Source organism: Alicycliphilus sp. T452 (assembly GCF_054512775.1).
The window spans coordinates 211,698-227,537 of the sequence record NZ_JBTNEH010000003.1; the positions used below are offsets into that span (position 1 = coordinate 211,698).

Below are 15,840 nucleotides of genomic sequence, written 5' to 3' on the forward strand. Positions count from 1 at the left end.
GCTCGCCTCAGTCCAAGCTGGCGCCGGAGTTCTTGACCACCGGTGCCCACTTGGCGGTGTCGCTGCGGATGAGCGCGGCGAATTCGGCCGGGGTGGTGGTGCGCGCCTCGGCGCCATCGGCCTGCATGCGCTTCTTCATCTCGTCGGTTGCCATCACGGCGGCGATCTCGTGCTGCAGCCGGTCGATGACACCGGCTGGCGTGCCCCGGGGCGCAAGCACGCCGTACCAGATGGTCACATCGAAGCCCTTGAGCCCGGCCTCCTGCGCCGTGGGCACATCGGGCAGCAGCGGCGAGCGCGCGGGGCCCGTGACCGCCAGCGCGTTCACCTTGCCGGCGGCGATGTTCTGTGTCTGCTGCGCGATGGTGTCGAACATCATCGACAGCCGTCCACCCAGCAGATCAACCAGCGCGGGCGCCGATCCCTTGTACGGAATGTGATTGATCTGGATGCCCGCCGAGGTGCGGAAGAGCTCTCCCGACAGGTGGTTTGAGCTGCCGTTGCCCGCTGAGCCGTAGGACAGCTCGCCGGGCTTGGCCTTGGCAAGGGCGACGAGTTCGCCCAGCGTCTTGACCGGCAGTTGCGGATTGACGACCAGCACGTTCATCGTGGTGGCCATGAGGCTGATCGGGGCGAAGTCCTTCACCGGGTCGTAGCGCAGCTTCGCGTAGAGGCTGGGGTTGATCGCCATCGTGCCCGTGGTGCCGAAGAACAGCGTGTAGCCGTCGGCTGGCGCGCGCGCTACCAGTTCGGCCGCGATGCCGCCGCCGGCGCCGCCCCGGTTGTCGACGACCACCTGCTGGCCGAGCCGGTGGCCGAGCTTCTGGGCCAGCACGCGGGCCATCGCGTCGGTGGGGCCTCCGGCGGGGAAGGGCACGACCAGCGTGACCGGCTGGCTCGGGTAGCCGGGCTTCTGTGCGTGGACGGCGGGTGAGGCCAGAAGGGACGCGGCCGCCAGCGCGGCGGCGAGCATGTGTGCGAGTTTCAAGTTTGTCTCCTGCGTGTTTGCGGACACGGTGGAGATTAGGGGCTGCCCGCATTTCCATAAAGTAGAAATCTATGATTTCTGATTTCCATTAAAGTGAAATCATGACTCTCAGGCAGCTCAGCACTTTCCTGCTCGTCGCCGACATGCATTCGCTGTCGCGCGCCGCCGTCGCGTCGGACATGGCCCAGTCGCTGGTCAGCCGCCACATCGCCATGCTGGAGGCAGCATGGGGCCGGCGGCTGTTCGACCGCACGGGCCGGGGGATGGCGCTGTCAGAGTTCGGGCGACGCATGTATCCCGAGGTCAAGCGCGTGGTGGATCAGCTCCACCAGCTCAATGCCACGGCGCACGAGGCTGCGGGCGTGCTGACAGGCACGGTGCACGTGGGCGTGTTGCCTTCGCTATCGCGCCAACTGTTACCGATGCTGCTGGCCGATATCCGGGAGCGCGCCCCGGCGCTGCGCCTCCACGTGGTGGAAGGGTTCAGCGGCTCGCTGGACGAGCAGCTCTCGTCCGGGAGGCTGGACATGATCGTGGTCAACCGTTACGGCTCGTCGGCGCTGCGCGGCGAGGACGTGCTGGGCAAAGTCGAGACCTTTCTCGTGGGACACGCGGGCCGGCCCGAATTCACGCACGGCGAGACGCTGCCCTTCCGCGCGCTGCAGGGTTTGCCGCTGGTATTGCCCGCTATGCCCAACGGTCTGCGCACGACGCTTGACGGGCTGAGCCGCAAGCACGGGGTGGCGCTGGATGTCGTGATGGAGGTCGAAACCGGAACCGCCATGAAGGACGTCGCGGCCAGTGGCCACGCCTTCACGCTGCTGCCCAGGACCGCTGTGGAACAGGAGGTCGCGGCTGGTGTGCTGCGGGCCTGCCGCGTGACGCACCCAGGCATACGGCGAACCATCGCGCTGAGCCTGTCGCGGCAGCGGCCGCTGTCAGAGGGGGCTCGATTGGTCGCTTCGCGGGTGAGGCTGCTGGCTTCGGGCCTGCTTGCTCACTGAAAACCTACTTAAATAGCCTGCGGATCCACGTCCACCAGCCAGCGCACCAGGGCGCGGTGGCGCGTGCGCTCGGCGTGCAGCAGCGGCTGCCACGCGGCCAGGAAGCGCTGCAGCGCGCCGCGCTGCGGGCTCTCCAGCAGCATCTGCGCGCGCTCCACGTCGGCCACGCGCTGCACGGCCAGCGGCACGGGCGGGAAGATGAACACCTGCTCCAGGCCCGGCAGCGGCGCCGCGCGCGCGGCGTCGGCGGCGGCCTGCAGGAAGGCCTGGGCCGCTTCCTGGGTGCGCGCGTCGGCGCGCACCAGGGCCTGGTAGGCGAAGGGCGGCATGCCCGCCTCGCGGCGCTCGGCCAGCTGCTGCTGCGCGAAGGCCGGGTAGTCGTGGCGGCGCAGCGCGGCGTAGACGGCGTGGTCGGGGTGCCAGGTCTGCAGCCACATCTCGGGCGGGCTCGCCTGGGCGGCGACGTACTGTGCGTCGCGCCCGGCGCGGCCCGCGGCCTGCATGAGCAGGGAGAACAGGCGCTCGGGCGCGCGGAAGTCGCTGGAGAACAGCGCCCCGTCGGGCTGCACGGCCGCCACCAGCGTGATGCGGCGGAAGTCGTGCCCCTTGGCCACCATCTGCGTGCCCACGAGCACGTCCACCTCGCCCGCGTGCACCTGGGCCAGCTGCTCCTCCAGCGCGCCCTTGGCGCGGGTGGTGTCGGCGTCGATGCGCGCCACGCGCGCGGCGCGGCGCTCGGGCGTGATCACGTTGCGCAGCAGCGCGGCCAGCTGCTCCTCCAGCTGCTCCGTGCCCCGGCCCACGGGGGCGATGTCCGGGTTGCCGCAGCCGGGGCAGGCGCGCGGCACGCGCTGCGCGTGGCCGCAGTGGTGGCAGCGCAGCGTGCGGTCGATCTTGTGGAACACCTGGTGGGCGCTGCAGTGCGGGCAGTCGCTCTTCCAGCCGCAGTCGTGGCAGTGCAGCACGGGCGCGAAGCCCCGGCGGTTGAGCAGCACCAGGCACTGCTCGCCGCGCTCCACGCGCTCGGTGATGGCCGCCAGCAGCGGCGGCGAGAACACCGCACCGCGCGGCTGCTGGCCCATGTCCACCAGGCGCAGGCGCGGCAGCTCGCCCGCGCCGATGCGGCTGGGCATGGCCAGCCGCTGGTAGCGGCCCACCTCGGGGCTGCTCGCGTGCCAGCTCTCCAGCGACGGCGTGGCGCTGCCCAGGATGGCCTTGGCGTGCTGCTCGCGCGCGCGCCACAGCGCCAGGTCGCGCGCGGAGTAGCGCGCGCCCTCCTGCTGCTTGTAGCTGGCGTCGTGCTCCTCGTCCACCACGATGAGCCGCAGGCCCGGCAGGCTGGCGAACACCGCCATGCGCGTGCCCAGCACGATGCGCGCCGCGCCCTGGTGCGCGGCCAGCCAGCTTTTCAGGCGCTGCGGGTTGGTCATGCCGCTGTGCAGGCTGACCACGGCGGCCTCGCCGTACAGGGGCGCGAAGCGGGCGCGAAAGCGCGCCTCCAGCTGCGGGGTGAGGTTGATCTCGGGCACCATCACCAGGGCCTGCGCGGCGGGGCTGGCCGCCAGCGCCCGGGCCACGCAGTGCATGTAGACCTCGGTCTTGCCGCTGCCGGTGCTGCCGAACAGCAGGAAGGGGCCTGGATTGGCATCTATTTGGGCTGCAGCGCTTTCCTGCTCTGCGCTGAGTGCTATTGATTCAGTAGTTTGCTCGACGCTGGCTGCGGGCCTTGGCGCGGCCGCGGGGCGGCGCATGCGCCGGGCCATCTGTTCGGGCGTCAGCTCGCGCAGCTGCGGCGGCAGGGCGGCCAGCGCCACCTCGCCCAGGGCGCGCTGGTAGTAGCGTGCCGTGAAGGCCACCAGGCGCCGCCAGGCGGCGCCGAGCGGGGCGATGCCCTCGAGCACGCCCGCCACCGGGCGCGGCGCCATGCCCGCGGGCAGGGACGGGGGCTCGGCAGGATCGTCCCAGACCACGCCCAGCACCTCGCGCGCGCCCAGCGGCACGCGCACCAGCGTGCCCGGCGCCAGGGGGGCGGCGCAGGCGTAGCTCAGCAGGTCGCCCACGGCGCTGTGGGCCGGAGTGCTGACGGCGACCTGCACCAAGCCCGGGAAGGCATGGCTCATGGGCGGCCCGGCATGGCTCCACAGCCTTGTTCACAAAAAACGGGCATTCTGTGGATAACTTTGTTGAAAAACCGCGCGGACCTGGCTGCAGGCCGCATGGTTGCTAACCCTGGTGCTAGCGCATTTGCCAGTGCCATCAAAGAAAACCCCTTATGAATCAATGATCTTTGTCATGCCGCATGGCGTGGCGCGGACATTGTCGCGGCATGCAGGCCCGGCACTGCCGCCGCGCCAAACATGTGCACAACTGCGCTGTCAATAGGCGAAAGCATCCCGGAAATGTGGTAGGCCGCGCCAGCGGCCATGGGGTTTCGCATGCACTTTCGGTGGCAAGTGCTTGATTTTGCGAGGGATTCGGAAGAAGTCCAGTTTTTCTGTGGATAACTTTGTTGATATCCCTCGGCCACCCTCTGCAATCCCTTGTCGCTACGTGGTTTGTTTAACTTGCTTACAAAAGCGGCATGCTTGCGATGTCCATATGAATCAACCACTTGCGTGGCTGTCTCCTTCCCCGCGGGTCTGCATGCGGCGCGCAGGCCGTGGATCGTCGCCCCCGCGACACCCGGCCCGGTTTGTGCACAACTGGCCCGCGAGGGGCGCCGCATGCGAGCAGGCGTTCACTGCTGGCGCAGGCTGCGGGAATAGCCGTGCACCGCCTCCACCAGCGCCGCCACGTGCTCGGGCGGCGTGTGCTGGCTGATGCCGTGGCCCAGGTTGAAGATGTGCGTGGGGCCCGTGGTATTCCTGTCGGTGTGGGGCTTGCCGAAGCTGTCGAGCACGGCGCGCGCCTGGGCCGCGATCGCCTGGGGCGGGGCGAACAGCACGTTGGGGTCGATGTTGCCCTGCAGCGCCTTGCCCGGGCCGCCCACGCTGCCGCCGACGATGGCGCGGGCCTGCCCCAGGTTGGCCGTCCAGTCCAGGCCCAGCACCTCGCAGTCGAGCTGCTTCATGTCCTGCAGCCAGATGCCGCCGCCCTTGGTGAAGACGATGCGCGGCACGTCCTGGCCATCGGCCCCGGTGCGCTTGAGCTGCGCCAGCGCGCGCGCCGTGTAGGCCAGGCTGAACTGCTGGAACATGCCGTCGGCCAGCGCGCCGCCCCAGCTGTCGAAAATCATCACTGCCTGGGCGCCGGCGTCTATCTGCGCGTTCAGGTACTGGGCCACGGCGTCGGCGTTCACGGCCAGGATGCGGTGCATCAGGTCCGGGCGGGCGTACATCAGGCTCTTGACCAGGCGGTAGTCGTCCGAGCCCTTGCCCTCGACCATGTAGCAGGCCAGCGTCCAGGGGCTGCCCGAGAAGCCGATCAGCGGCACGCGGCCGTCGAGCGCGCGGCGGATGCTGGTGACGGCGTCGAACACGTAGCGCAGCCTGTCCATGTCGGGCACGGCCAGCGCGGCCACGGCGGCCTCGTCGCGCACCGCCTTGGCGAAGCGCGGGCCCTCGCCCTCGGCGAACGACAGGCCCAGGCCCATGGCGTCGGGCACGGTGAGGATGTCGGAGAACAGGATCGCCGCGTCCAGCGGGAAGCGCTCCAAAGGCTGCAGCGTCACCTCGGTGGCGTAGTCCACGTTCGTCGCCAGCCCCATGAAGCTGCCGGCCTTGGCGCGCGTGGCCTTGTATTCGGGCAGGTAGCGCCCGGCCTGGCGCATCAGCCACAGGGGGGTGTAGTCCGTGGCCTGGCGGCGGCAGGCGCGCAGAAAGGTGTCGTTGGTGAGGGGGGCGAAGGAGGTCGTCATGGGGGGGATTGTCGCAGCCCGCCCGTGCGGCCATTCCTCGCGGCAGGCGCAGGGCTCAATAGACCACGACCCTGTCGCCCACCCTGACCTGCTCGTACAGCCATTTGGCGGCCCGGTAGTCCCTGAGCTGGCTGCAGCCGTGCGAGCCGCCTTCGTAGCCCACCTGGTCGAAATCGTCGGAATAGTGGATGGCCACGTTGCCGTCGTAGAAGATGGCGTAGGGCATGGGCGTGCGCTCGCCGAAGATGGTCGAGACCGTGTCGCTGTTCATGTACCAGATGCGGAACTCGCCCTTGTCGCTCTCCCAGCCCGGGCGCGCGAAGCGCGCCTCGCGCGTGAACAGCGCGCGGCCATCGACCACGAGCGACATTCTTTTCTGCTCCCGCGAGATGCACACGACCCGGCCCGTGGCGCAGCGCGGGTCCAGCGCCTGCGCGAGCGTGCTCGCCGGCGGCGCGTCGAACAGCTGTGCGTAGCGTGGGGTGCGCGTCCTGGCGATCAGGCGGGCCCAGGTGCGCTCGTCCATCACCTGGCTGGCAGGCAGGCCCACCCGGGTGCGAAAGCCGCTGATCGCCTGCTGCGTGGCGCCGTGGAACTCGCCGTCGATCGCGCCCTGGTAATGCCCCGCCTGCCCGAGCCGGTGCTGCAGCTCCCGGATGTAGCCCGCCTGCCCGGGGCCCGTGAACCAGGGGCCCACGTCGGTGTTGCCCAGCTCCGCGGCCGTGGGCTTGTGCGACTTGGGCAGCAGCCGGTCCCAGGTGGCCTGGTCCACCACGCCCGTTTCGCGCAGGCCGTGGTCCTTCTGGAACTTGCGCACCGTCTCGCGCGTCTTCAGGCCGTAGCGGTCGTCCACGTCGTACAGCGCCAGGTACCTGGCGTGGCGCAGGCGCACCTGCAGCTCGCGCACCAGCGGGGACTCCATGCGATGGCGCAGCTCCTGCGCCAGCGGCTCGGGCTGGCTGAAGGGGCGCGGCGCGGCGGCCTCGTGCAGGGAGCCGGCCCGGGCCTGCGCAACGAGGCAGCCCAGCCCCATGAAGGCCAGGGCCGTGGCGCGCACGGCGAGGGAAAGACGCGGCGGATGCATGGCCGCCGATTATCCGGCGGCGCCCCCCGGAGTTCCGACCATTGCGGGCGGCGCGGCGATGCGCCCGCGCCACACTGGCGAGGGCCTGCCGCGGCGCTGGAATTCCGCATGACGCTGGACCGGGGGCTGGCGCGTGGTTCGGCGGGCTGCTGCTGGCGTGATTCCAGGCGCGTGGCAGCAGGCCCGGATCACTGGTACTTGATGCTGCAGCCGTAGGGCTGCGTGGCCGCCGCCGCGATGGGCCGCTGCGCGGCGATGTCGGCGAGCGCGGCCTTCACGTAGTTGGTGGCGCGCTCGATGTCGGCCACGCGCGCCGAGGGGATGCTGTCGATGCCGCCCGCGTAGACCAGCGTGCCCCCGGGGTCGATGACGTACATGTGCGGCGTGGTGCGCGCGCCGTAGGCGTGGCCCGCCGTGCCTTCCTCGTCCATCAGGATGGCCGTGGGCTGGGCCTTGCGCCCGGCGAGCCAGGCGGCGAGCCGTGCGGGCTCCAGGTAGTCGCCGCTCGCCTTCGCGGTGGAGTTGATGGAGAGCCACGCCAGCCCCTGCTCGCGCGCGGCCTTCTGCGTGGCGGGCATGTTGCCGCTGTCGTAGTGCTTGCGCACGAAGGGGCAGCCGGGGTTGGTCCACTCCAGCACCACGTACTTGCCGCGCAGCTCCGACAGGCGCACGGGCCTGCCCTCGGTGCTCTGCAGCGTGAAGTCCGGCGCGATCTGGCCCACCGCGGCGGCGGCGTGCGCGCCGAGGGCGGCGAGCAGCAGGGGCAGGGCGACGAGGGTGCGGCGAAGCGTCTGCATGGCGATGTCCTCCAGTCCGGTCCGGGTTAGAGCGATTCGATGGCGGCGCGCAGTGCGTCGGAGCCCAGTATCTCGCTGAACACCACGGGCGCCCGGCCCGGCGCGTGCAGCACGTACACCGGCACGCCGCTGCGGCCCAGCTGCGCCAGCGCGGCGGTGATGGCCGGGTCGCGCCGCGTCCAGTCGGCGCGCAGCAGCGCCACGTTCTTGGCGGCGAAGCCGCGCAGCACCTCGGCATTCGACAGCGTGGTCTTCTTGTTGTACTGGCAGGTCACGCACCAGGCGGCCGTGTAGTCCACGAACACGGGCTGGCCCCGGGCCAGGAGCTGCTCGGGCAGGCCCGTCTGCCAGGGCTGCCAAACTCCTGAAATAATAGCTGATTGCGCTTGATTGTTCTGGATTTCAACGATCTTGGGAATCCAATTCCAGGCCAGCCAGGCGCAGGCAGCTATCGAAAGCGGAGCGAGCACGGCCCGCCCGCGCCCGCGCAGCGTGAGCGTCCACACGGCCATCGCGAGCGCCACCAGCAGCGCCAGCAGCGCCGCCGCGCCGTCGATGCCGCTTTGCTGGCCCAGCACCCACACCAGCCACACCACGGTGGCGAACATGGGGAAGGCCATCAGGCGGCGCAGCGTCTGCATCCACGCGCCGGGGCGGGGCAGGGCGCGCGCGAAGCCGGGCAGCCAGCTCGCCAGCAGGTACGGCAGCGCCAGCCCCAGGCCCAGCGCCGCGAAGATGGAGAGCGCCTGCGCGCCCGGCAGCGTGGCCGTGAGGCCCAGCGACGCGCCCATGAACGGCGCCGTGCAGGGCGATGCCACGGCCACGGCCAGCACGCCGGTCAGGAAGGCGTCGGCCACGGGGTGGCGCGCCTGCAGGCCGGCCAGGCGCGAGGGCAGCATGGCGCCGAACTCGAACACGCCCGCCAGGTTGAGCCCGATCACCGTGAACAGCGCCGCCAGCAGCGCCACCACAGCGGGCGACTGCAGCTGGAAGCCCCAGCCCACGGCGTCGCCCGCCGCGCGCAGCGCGAGCATGGCCGCGCCCAGCAGCAGGAAGGACAGCACCACGCCCGCCGTGTAGGCCAGCCCGCCGATGCGGTGCGCGCGGCGGTCCTGCGCATGGCGCGCGAAGCCCACCACCTTGATCGCGAGCACCGGGAACACGCAGGGCATGAGGTTGAGGATCAGCCCGCCCAGCAGCGCGCCGCCCAGCGCGGCGAGCCACAGGCCCATGGGCGCCGGCGTGGGCGCGGGGGCTGCGGCGCCGGCGGCGTTCGCGCGCAGCGCGGCTTCCAGCGCGGGCGACACCTGCGCCATGGCCGCCGCCTGCGGCCAGCCGCCCTGCACGGGCAGCTCCACGCGCCAGCCCTGGCCGCCGTGGGCCAGCACCAGCGGCACCGGGTCGGGGCCGGCGCTGCGCTGGGGCGAGAGCGGCAGGCGCGCCACCCAGGTGTCGCCCTGCCATTGCTGCGACGGGTCGGCGGCGGTCTCGATCACGTCGGCCGTCTCGGCGAACACCTCCAGCGCCTGCCCGCGCAGCGCGGCGGGCAGGCCCGCCACCTTGAGCGCCAGGGCGCCGTCCTCCACCTGCGCGCCGCTGCCCGCGCCCGGGGCCAGCGGGCTGGGGTGCGCCCGGGCCGCGGCCTCGAACTGCGCGGCGTGCAGCGCCGTCGTGCCCTGGATGGGGATCTGCAGCACGAATTCGCCCTCTTCGGGGATGCATTCCTGGCGGCACACCAGCCACGAGGCCTGCAGCCGCACCGTCGCCTCCTTGGCCAACGGGCCGGGGGCGAAGGCGTCCGAAACGGCGACCGGCACGGGCAGCAGCACCTGGCCCTCGTAGCCGTAGTTGGCCAGCGTGCCGACGCGGATCCTGCGCGGCACGGGCCAGGCGATCTCGCCCGCCTCCATGCCGGGCGGCAGCTTCCACTCCAGCTGCGTGGGCAGGCCCGAATCGCCCGCGTTCTTCCAGTAGGTGTGCCAGCCGGGCGCGTGCGTGATCGACAGGCCCAGCCACAGCGGCCTGCCCGGCCCCACGCCGTCGGGCGCCTGGGCCACGAGCTCGGCGCGCACATGCTCGGTCTGGACGCCGGCCGCCTGGGCACCGCCCTGTTTCAGGAGGATTTGCGCCGCAGCGCCCGCTGGCAGGGCGCTGGCTGCTATCAAAAACAGGGCGGCCAGCCAGAGCCGCAGGCGCTGCGCGGCGGCATGGCGTGAAATGGGAGGAGGCGGCATGACGGACGGTGGGAGCCAGGGGAGGGGGATTGGTTCCCGGCGCGGGAACGCGCATCTATTTGAGAAAAATATCGACGAATAGGTTTTCGATATTTGACAGGATATAAGTCGGCTGGCCATTATCGGCGTAACGCCAACTATGACGACACAGGAGACAAGCACATGGTGGAGACTTCACGCCGCCGATTCATGACCACGGCCGCGGCTGCTTCGGCGGCCGCCGCCTGGGGGCTGCCGCTGCAGGCGCGCGCCGCGGCCTATCCGGACAAGCCGGTGCGGGTCATCGTGCCCTTTCCCGCCGGCGGCACCACCGACGTGGTGGCGCGGCTCACCCTGCAGAAGCTCGGCGAGCTGATGGGCCAGTCCTTCATCGTGGACAACAAGGGCGGCGCCAACGGCGTCATCGGCACCGACCTGGTGGCGCGCGCCGCGCCCGACGGCTACACGCTGCTGCTCAACACCGCGGGCGCGCAGACGCTCAGCCCCGTGATCTACAAGACCCAGTACGAGGCGCTGGCGAGCTTCGAGCCCATCGCCCACCTGTGCGACGTGGGCTTCGTGGTCATCGCGCGCAAGGACCTGCCCGCCAACAACATGCAGGAGCTCATCGGCCTGGCCAGGCAGGGCAAGTCGCTGACCGCCTCCTCGGGCAGCAGCATGATTTCCCTGATCACCGAGCAGTTCAAGACGGTGGTGGGCGCGCCCGGCATCATCAACGCGCAGTACAAGGGCACGAGCCCGCAGATGCAGGCCGTGGTGGCGGGCGAGGTGGACTTCTCGTTCGACTCCTTCGCCTCGGTGGAGATGATCCGCGCGGGCAAGGTCAAGGCCCTGGCCGTGCTGCTGCCCCAGCGCGCCGAGTCCTTCCCCCAGGTGCCGACGATCGCCGAGGCGGGCGTCGAGGGCATGAACTTCAGCTCCTGGTCGGGGCTGCTCGCGCCCAAGGGAACGCCCAAGGAAATCGTGAACCTGCTGGCGCAGCAGATGGACAAGGTCATGCAGATGCCCGACGTGCTGGCCAAGCTCAAGACCTACAACTACGTGCCGCGGCGCAGCACGCCCCAGGAGTTCGGGCGCCTGATCGCCTCCGACAACGAGCGCTGGAAGCGCATCGTCAAGGAGACGAACTTCAAGATCGAGTAGAGCGTCCGGCACGCGCGCTGGATGGCCAGTGCGCTGCCGTCCTGGCGGAAGAGGCCGCGGGCCGCGGAGGGCCATGGCAGCGGGCGGGCGGGTGTTACCATGCCCGGCCTTCACGCGCCCCCACCCTTCCGCTTTCGTCCGGCATGCCGTTCATCCACCGCCTCCGCACCCTGGCGCCCGCCTTGCTGGGCCGCGCGGTGCTGGCGTGGTTCGCGCTGTCGCTGGGCGTGGCGGTGGCCTCGCCGCTGGTGAATCCGCAGGGGCTGGAGCTGGTGTGCTCCGGCACGGGCGTGATGCAGGTGATCGCCAAGCAGGACGGCGGCGCGCCGGCCATGGGCGCGGCCCATCTCGACTGTCCCATGTGCATGCCGCTGGCGGCGCCACCGCCGCCCGCGCCGGCGGGCGCGCAGCCGCCGCCGGCCCCCCTGTCCCATGTGCTGCGGCCCATCGCCGCCGCGCGCCTGGCGGCCGCCACGGCCGCGCCGCTGCCCGCCCGCGGGCCGCCCCGCCTCTGAACCTGCCTTCCTGATGCCTTGCGGCTTGCCGGCCCGTGCGGTGGGCGCGCCGCATCGGCCCGTGCAAGTTCCTGGCGCCTGAGGGGCGCCGCAGAGGTCATCCATGAACAAGTCTTTCGTGCCGCTCGTGCTGGGCGGCGCCCTGGCCTGCGCGCAGGCCGGCACCGGCGCGGCCGGCGAGGCGCCGGAGCGCGCCAGGTCGCTCGGCGTCGTCACCGTGAGCGGGGGGCAGCCGAGCTCGCTGCCCACGCAGATCCCCACCACCATCGAGGGCGTGACGCGCGAGGAGATCGACGCGCGCATCAACGCCACCGACAGCGAGGACGCGCTCAAGTACCTGCCCAGCCTGCTGGTGCGCAAGCGCTACATCGGCGACTACAACCACGCCATCCTGTCCACGCGCGCCTCGGGCACGGGCAACAGCGCGCGCTCGGCCGTGTACGCCGACGGCATCCTGCTGTCCAACTACCTGGGCAACGGCATCGCCAACGGCACCAACTACGCGCCGCGCTGGGGCCTGGTGACGCCCGAGGAGATCGAGCGCGTGGACGTGATGTACGGCCCGTTCTCCGCGGCCTACCCGGGCAACTCGGCCGGCGCGGTGGTGGACTACGTGACGCGCATGCCCACCAAACTGGAAGCGCACGTGGGCGCGGGCTATTCGTCGCAGCCCAACGAGCTGTACGGCACCCACCGCACGTTCAGCAGCTGGCAGACCAGCGCATCGCTCGGCAGCAGGAGCGGCGACTGGTCGTGGTGGCTCAACGTGCACCGCACCGACAGCCAGGGCCAGCCGCAGACCTTCGCCACGGTGCCCGTGGCATCGGGCACGCCGGGCGCGGCGGGCACGCCCGTGTCGGGCGCCGTGCCGGGGCTGAGCACCACGAACACGCCGTGGTACATCCTCGGCACCGGCACGCAGTACCACACGGTGCAGGACCACGCCAAGCTCAAGCTCGCCTACGACCTCACGCCCACGCTGCGCGCGAGCTACACCCTGGGCTGGTGGAACAACCGCTCCGAGGGGCGCCCCGCGAGCTTCCTGGCCGGGCCGGACGGCCAGCCGGTCTACAGCGGCGCGGTGAACATCGGCGGGCGCGGCTACACCCTCGCGCCCACGGCGTTCCCGCTCACCAACGACGCGCAGACGCACACCATGCACGGCGTGTCGGTCAAGAGCCACACCGGCGACGTCTTCGACTGGGAGCTCGCGGCCAGCCTCTACGACTACGGCAGGGACCGCCAGCGCGCCCCCACCGTGGCCCTCCCGCAGGCCGCCGCGGGCGGGCCCGGCACGCTGCAGCGCCAGGACGGCACGGGCTGGAACACCCTGGCCGCCAAGGGCACCTGGCGCCCGCAGGGCGCGCAGGGGGCGCACATCGTGGACTTCGGCGCGGGGCGCGACGCGTACAGGCTCGGCATCGACAAGCTGAACGTGGCGGGCAGCTGGATGGACGGCGCCGCCAACCCCGCGTCGCCCGTGAGCCGCGTGGGCGGCCGCGCCGAAACGGCCTACCTGTGGGCGCAGGACGCGTGGCGCTTCGCGCCGCGCTGGACGGCCGTGCTGGGCCTGCGCTGGGAGGACTGGACGGCGCACGACGGCTTCACGGCCACGGCCAGCAGCCGCCAGGCCTACGACCGCCGCAGCGCGTCGCACTTCTCGCCCAAGGCGGCGCTGGCCTACCAGTGGCGCAGCGACACCGTGCTCAAGGCCTCGGTGGGGCGCGCGGTGCGCTTTCCCACGGTGGGCGAGCTGTATGGCGCCACGTCGGGCGGGGCGCTGTCGTTCATCAACGACCCGGGCCTGAAGCCCGAGAAGTCGTGGACCGGCGAGCTCTCCGCCGAGAAGGACCTGGGCAGCGGCCTGGCGCGCGCCACGCTGTTCCATGAAACCACCTCGGACGCGCTCTACAGCCAGCTGGTGCCGGGCACCACCACCTCGCGCGTGCAGAACGTGGACAAGATCCGCACGCTGGGCCTGGAGCTGGCCTACAGCGGCCAGCCGGAATGGATGCGCGGGCTGGACCTGGGCGCCAGCCTCACCTATGCCGACTCCCGGATCGTGGCCAACGCCGCCAATCCGGCGAGCGTGGACAAGTGGCAGCCGCGCGTGCCGCGCTGGCGCTCCACCGCCTACGCCACCTGGCAGCCCGGCGACCGCTGGGCCTTCACGGTGGCCGCGCGCTACAGCGGGCGCCAGTACTCCACGCTGGACAACAGCGACGTGAACGCCTTCGCCTACTTCGGCGCGAGCCGGTACTTCACCGTGGACCTGCGCGCACGCTACAGGCTCACGCGGCAGCTCTCGGCGGCGCTGGGCATCGACAACGCCAACAACTACCAGTACTGGAACTTCCACCCCTATCCGCAGCGCACCTACACGGCCTCGCTGCGCTGGGATCTGTGATGTCTTGCAAGGACCCTGCCATGAAACACCTCTCGCAACGCCTGGCCGCCACGGCCGCTTTCTGCGCCGCCACGGCGGCCTCCGGCCACGTCGTGCTGCCCCCGGGCGGCGCCACGGCGGGCAGCACCTATGACGCCGCCTTCTCCATCGGCCACGCCTGCCAGGGCGCGCAGGCCACCACGGCGCTGGCGGTGCAGCTGCCCGCGGGCTTTCGCTTCGCCGAAGCCCTGCCGCGCCCCGGCTGGACGCTGGCGGCCCCGCCTGCCGGTGCCCAGGGCGGCGAAGTGCGCTGGACGGCCGACTCCGCCGCCACCGCCCTGCGCGGCCACGACAAGGGCGAATTCATCGTGCGCGGCACGCTGCCCGCCACCCCGGGCGCGCTGTACTTCCCCGCGCGGCAGGTGTGCGACGTGGGCCAGGCCGACTGGACGCAGGTGCCCCAGCCGGGCGACGCCGCCAAGCTGCCCCGGCCCGCGGCCCGGCTGGACGTGCTGCCCGCCGGCGTGGCGCCCGTGGACGTGAAGAACGCCTGGGTGCGCGCCACCGTGGCGGGCCAGGGCGGCACCGGCGCGTTCATGACGCTGCAGGCCCCGTCGGGCGCGCGGCTCGTGGGCGTTTCCTCCCCCGTGGCCGGCGTGGCCGAAGTCCACGAAATGAAGATGGACGGCGGCACCATGCGCATGCGCGCCATCGCGGCGCTGGACCTGCCGCCGCGCCAGAGCGTGGCGCTGGCGCCCGGCGGCTACCACGTCATGCTGATGGACCTGAAGGAGCCCCTGGCCGCGGGCAGCGCCATCGCCCTGACCCTGCGCTTCGAGGACGCGGCCGGCACGCGCACGGAGCGCACGCTGCAGGCCGAGGTGCGGCAGGCGGCGCCGGGCGGGGCTGGCCCGGCCCACCGGCACGAGTGAGGCGCTGGGGATATGCCCGGAGGGCGGCTACCATCCGCAGCATGCCCCACCTCTCCCGCTTCTGGTCCGACCTGTCCACGCGCGACTTTTCCGAGGCCATGGCCTCGGGCCTGGCCGCGCAGACGGTGGCCGTGCTGCCCGTGGCCGCCATCGAGCAGCATGGGCCGCACCTGCCGCTGTCGGTGGATGCCACGCTGCTGCGGGGCGTGATCGACGCCGCGCTGCCGCTGCTGCCCGCCGAGCTGCCGGTGCTGTTCCTGCCACCCATGGCCGTGGGCCTGTCCACCGAGCATCTGTCCTACCCGGGCACGCTCACGCTCTCGCCCGCCACGCTGCTCGCGCTGTGGACCGAGGTGGGCGAGTGCGTGGCGCGCGCGGGCGTGAAGAAGCTGCTGCTGCTCAACGGCCATGGCGGCAACGTGGCGCCCATGGACATCGTGGCGCGCGAGCTGCGCCAGCGCTGCGGCCTGCTGGTCTACGGCAGCAGCTGGTTCAGCCTGCCGCTGCCCGACGAGGTGAGCGGCCTGTTCAGCGCCGAGGAGCACCGCTTCGGCATCCACGGCGGCGCGATCGAGACCTCGATGATGCTGCACCTGGCGCCCGACACCGTGCACATGGAGCATGCGCGCGACTGGCGCTCCACCTCGCAGGAGCGCGCCGCGCGGCATGCCATCCTGGGCAACGGCAAAAGCGCCAAGATGGGCTGGGCGATGGAGGACTACCAGAGCGCCGGCGCCGTGGGCAATGCCGCCGCGGCCAGCGCGGACAAGGGCCGCGCCGTGGTGCAGGCCGCGGGCCAGGCGCTGGCCCGGCTGTTGGCCGAGCTGCACGCGCTGCCGCTTTCCACGCTGGCGCCCAGGCCTGTTTAAACCGTCACGGGCGGCGCGGCCACGGGCTCCAC

General features: G+C 71.7%; 12 protein-coding genes. 6 read left to right on the forward strand and 6 right to left on the reverse strand.

Going from position 1 to position 15,840, the window contains the following annotated elements:
* Positions 1-7: 7 nt before the first annotated feature.
* On the reverse strand, positions 8-973 hold the full coding sequence (locus ACX12L_RS04075) for a Bug family tripartite tricarboxylate transporter substrate binding protein (protein ID WP_459261491.1): 966 nt from the start codon (positions 971-973) through the stop codon (positions 8-10).
* A gap of 116 nt (positions 974-1,089) precedes the next feature.
* Here ACX12L_RS04075 and ACX12L_RS04080 point away from each other — a divergent pair, with 116 nt between their 5' ends.
* Entirely contained in the window at positions 1,090-1,992 is a 903-nt protein-coding gene (locus ACX12L_RS04080; protein WP_459261403.1) for a LysR family transcriptional regulator, read from the forward strand.
* An 8-nt stretch (positions 1,993-2,000) separates the two neighbouring features.
* Here the strand turns inward: ACX12L_RS04080 and priA are convergent, their stop codons facing one another.
* The 5 genes from priA to ACX12L_RS04105 form a co-directional block, all read right to left on the reverse strand.
* Positions 2,001-4,112, reverse strand: coding sequence for a replication restart helicase PriA (gene priA / locus ACX12L_RS04085; protein ID WP_459261405.1), 2,112 nt, complete (start codon positions 4,110-4,112; stop codon positions 2,001-2,003).
* A 617-nt stretch (positions 4,113-4,729) separates the two neighbouring features.
* Positions 4,730-5,848, reverse strand: a complete 1,119-nt coding sequence (gene hemE / locus ACX12L_RS04090) for a uroporphyrinogen decarboxylase (RefSeq protein ID WP_459261407.1) — start codon at positions 5,846-5,848, stop codon at positions 4,730-4,732.
* Between the two features lie 55 nt (positions 5,849-5,903).
* On the reverse strand, positions 5,904-6,932 hold the full coding sequence (locus tag ACX12L_RS04095) for a L,D-transpeptidase family protein (protein WP_459261408.1): 1,029 nt from the start codon (positions 6,930-6,932) through the stop codon (positions 5,904-5,906).
* A 188-nt stretch (positions 6,933-7,120) separates the two neighbouring features.
* Positions 7,121-7,729, reverse strand: a complete 609-nt coding sequence (locus tag ACX12L_RS04100) for a redoxin domain-containing protein (RefSeq protein WP_459261410.1) — start codon at positions 7,727-7,729, stop codon at positions 7,121-7,123.
* Positions 7,730-7,755: 26 nt separating this feature from the next.
* Positions 7,756-9,963: a protein-disulfide reductase DsbD family protein gene (locus tag ACX12L_RS04105; protein WP_459261411.1), complete on the reverse strand. Its 2,208-nt coding sequence runs from the start codon at positions 9,961-9,963 to the stop codon at positions 7,756-7,758.
* Between the two features lie 162 nt (positions 9,964-10,125).
* Between ACX12L_RS04105 and ACX12L_RS04110 the strand changes: the two genes are divergently transcribed.
* From ACX12L_RS04110 to ACX12L_RS04130, 5 genes are all read left to right on the forward strand, one after another.
* Positions 10,126-11,106 (forward strand): Bug family tripartite tricarboxylate transporter substrate binding protein, encoded by a 981-nt coding sequence (locus tag ACX12L_RS04110; RefSeq protein ID WP_459261412.1) that lies wholly within the window; start codon positions 10,126-10,128, stop codon positions 11,104-11,106.
* A gap of 143 nt (positions 11,107-11,249) precedes the next feature.
* Complete coding sequence (locus ACX12L_RS04115; RefSeq protein WP_459261413.1) at positions 11,250-11,621, forward strand: hypothetical protein; 372 nt, start codon at positions 11,250-11,252, stop codon at positions 11,619-11,621.
* A 103-nt stretch (positions 11,622-11,724) separates the two neighbouring features.
* Positions 11,725-14,028 carry a TonB-dependent receptor gene (locus ACX12L_RS04120; protein ID WP_459261415.1) on the forward strand — a complete coding sequence of 768 codons (2,304 nt, stop codon included), beginning with the start codon at positions 11,725-11,727 and terminating at the stop codon, positions 14,026-14,028.
* 20 nt (positions 14,029-14,048) lie between these two features.
* Positions 14,049-14,939 carry a copper chaperone PCu(A)C gene (locus tag ACX12L_RS04125; RefSeq protein WP_459261416.1) on the forward strand — a complete coding sequence of 297 codons (891 nt, stop codon included), beginning with the start codon at positions 14,049-14,051 and terminating at the stop codon, positions 14,937-14,939.
* 41 nt (positions 14,940-14,980) lie between these two features.
* Positions 14,981-15,808 carry a creatininase family protein gene (locus ACX12L_RS04130; RefSeq protein WP_459261417.1) on the forward strand — a complete coding sequence of 276 codons (828 nt, stop codon included), beginning with the start codon at positions 14,981-14,983 and terminating at the stop codon, positions 15,806-15,808.
* Positions 15,809-15,840: the final 32 nt, after the last annotated feature.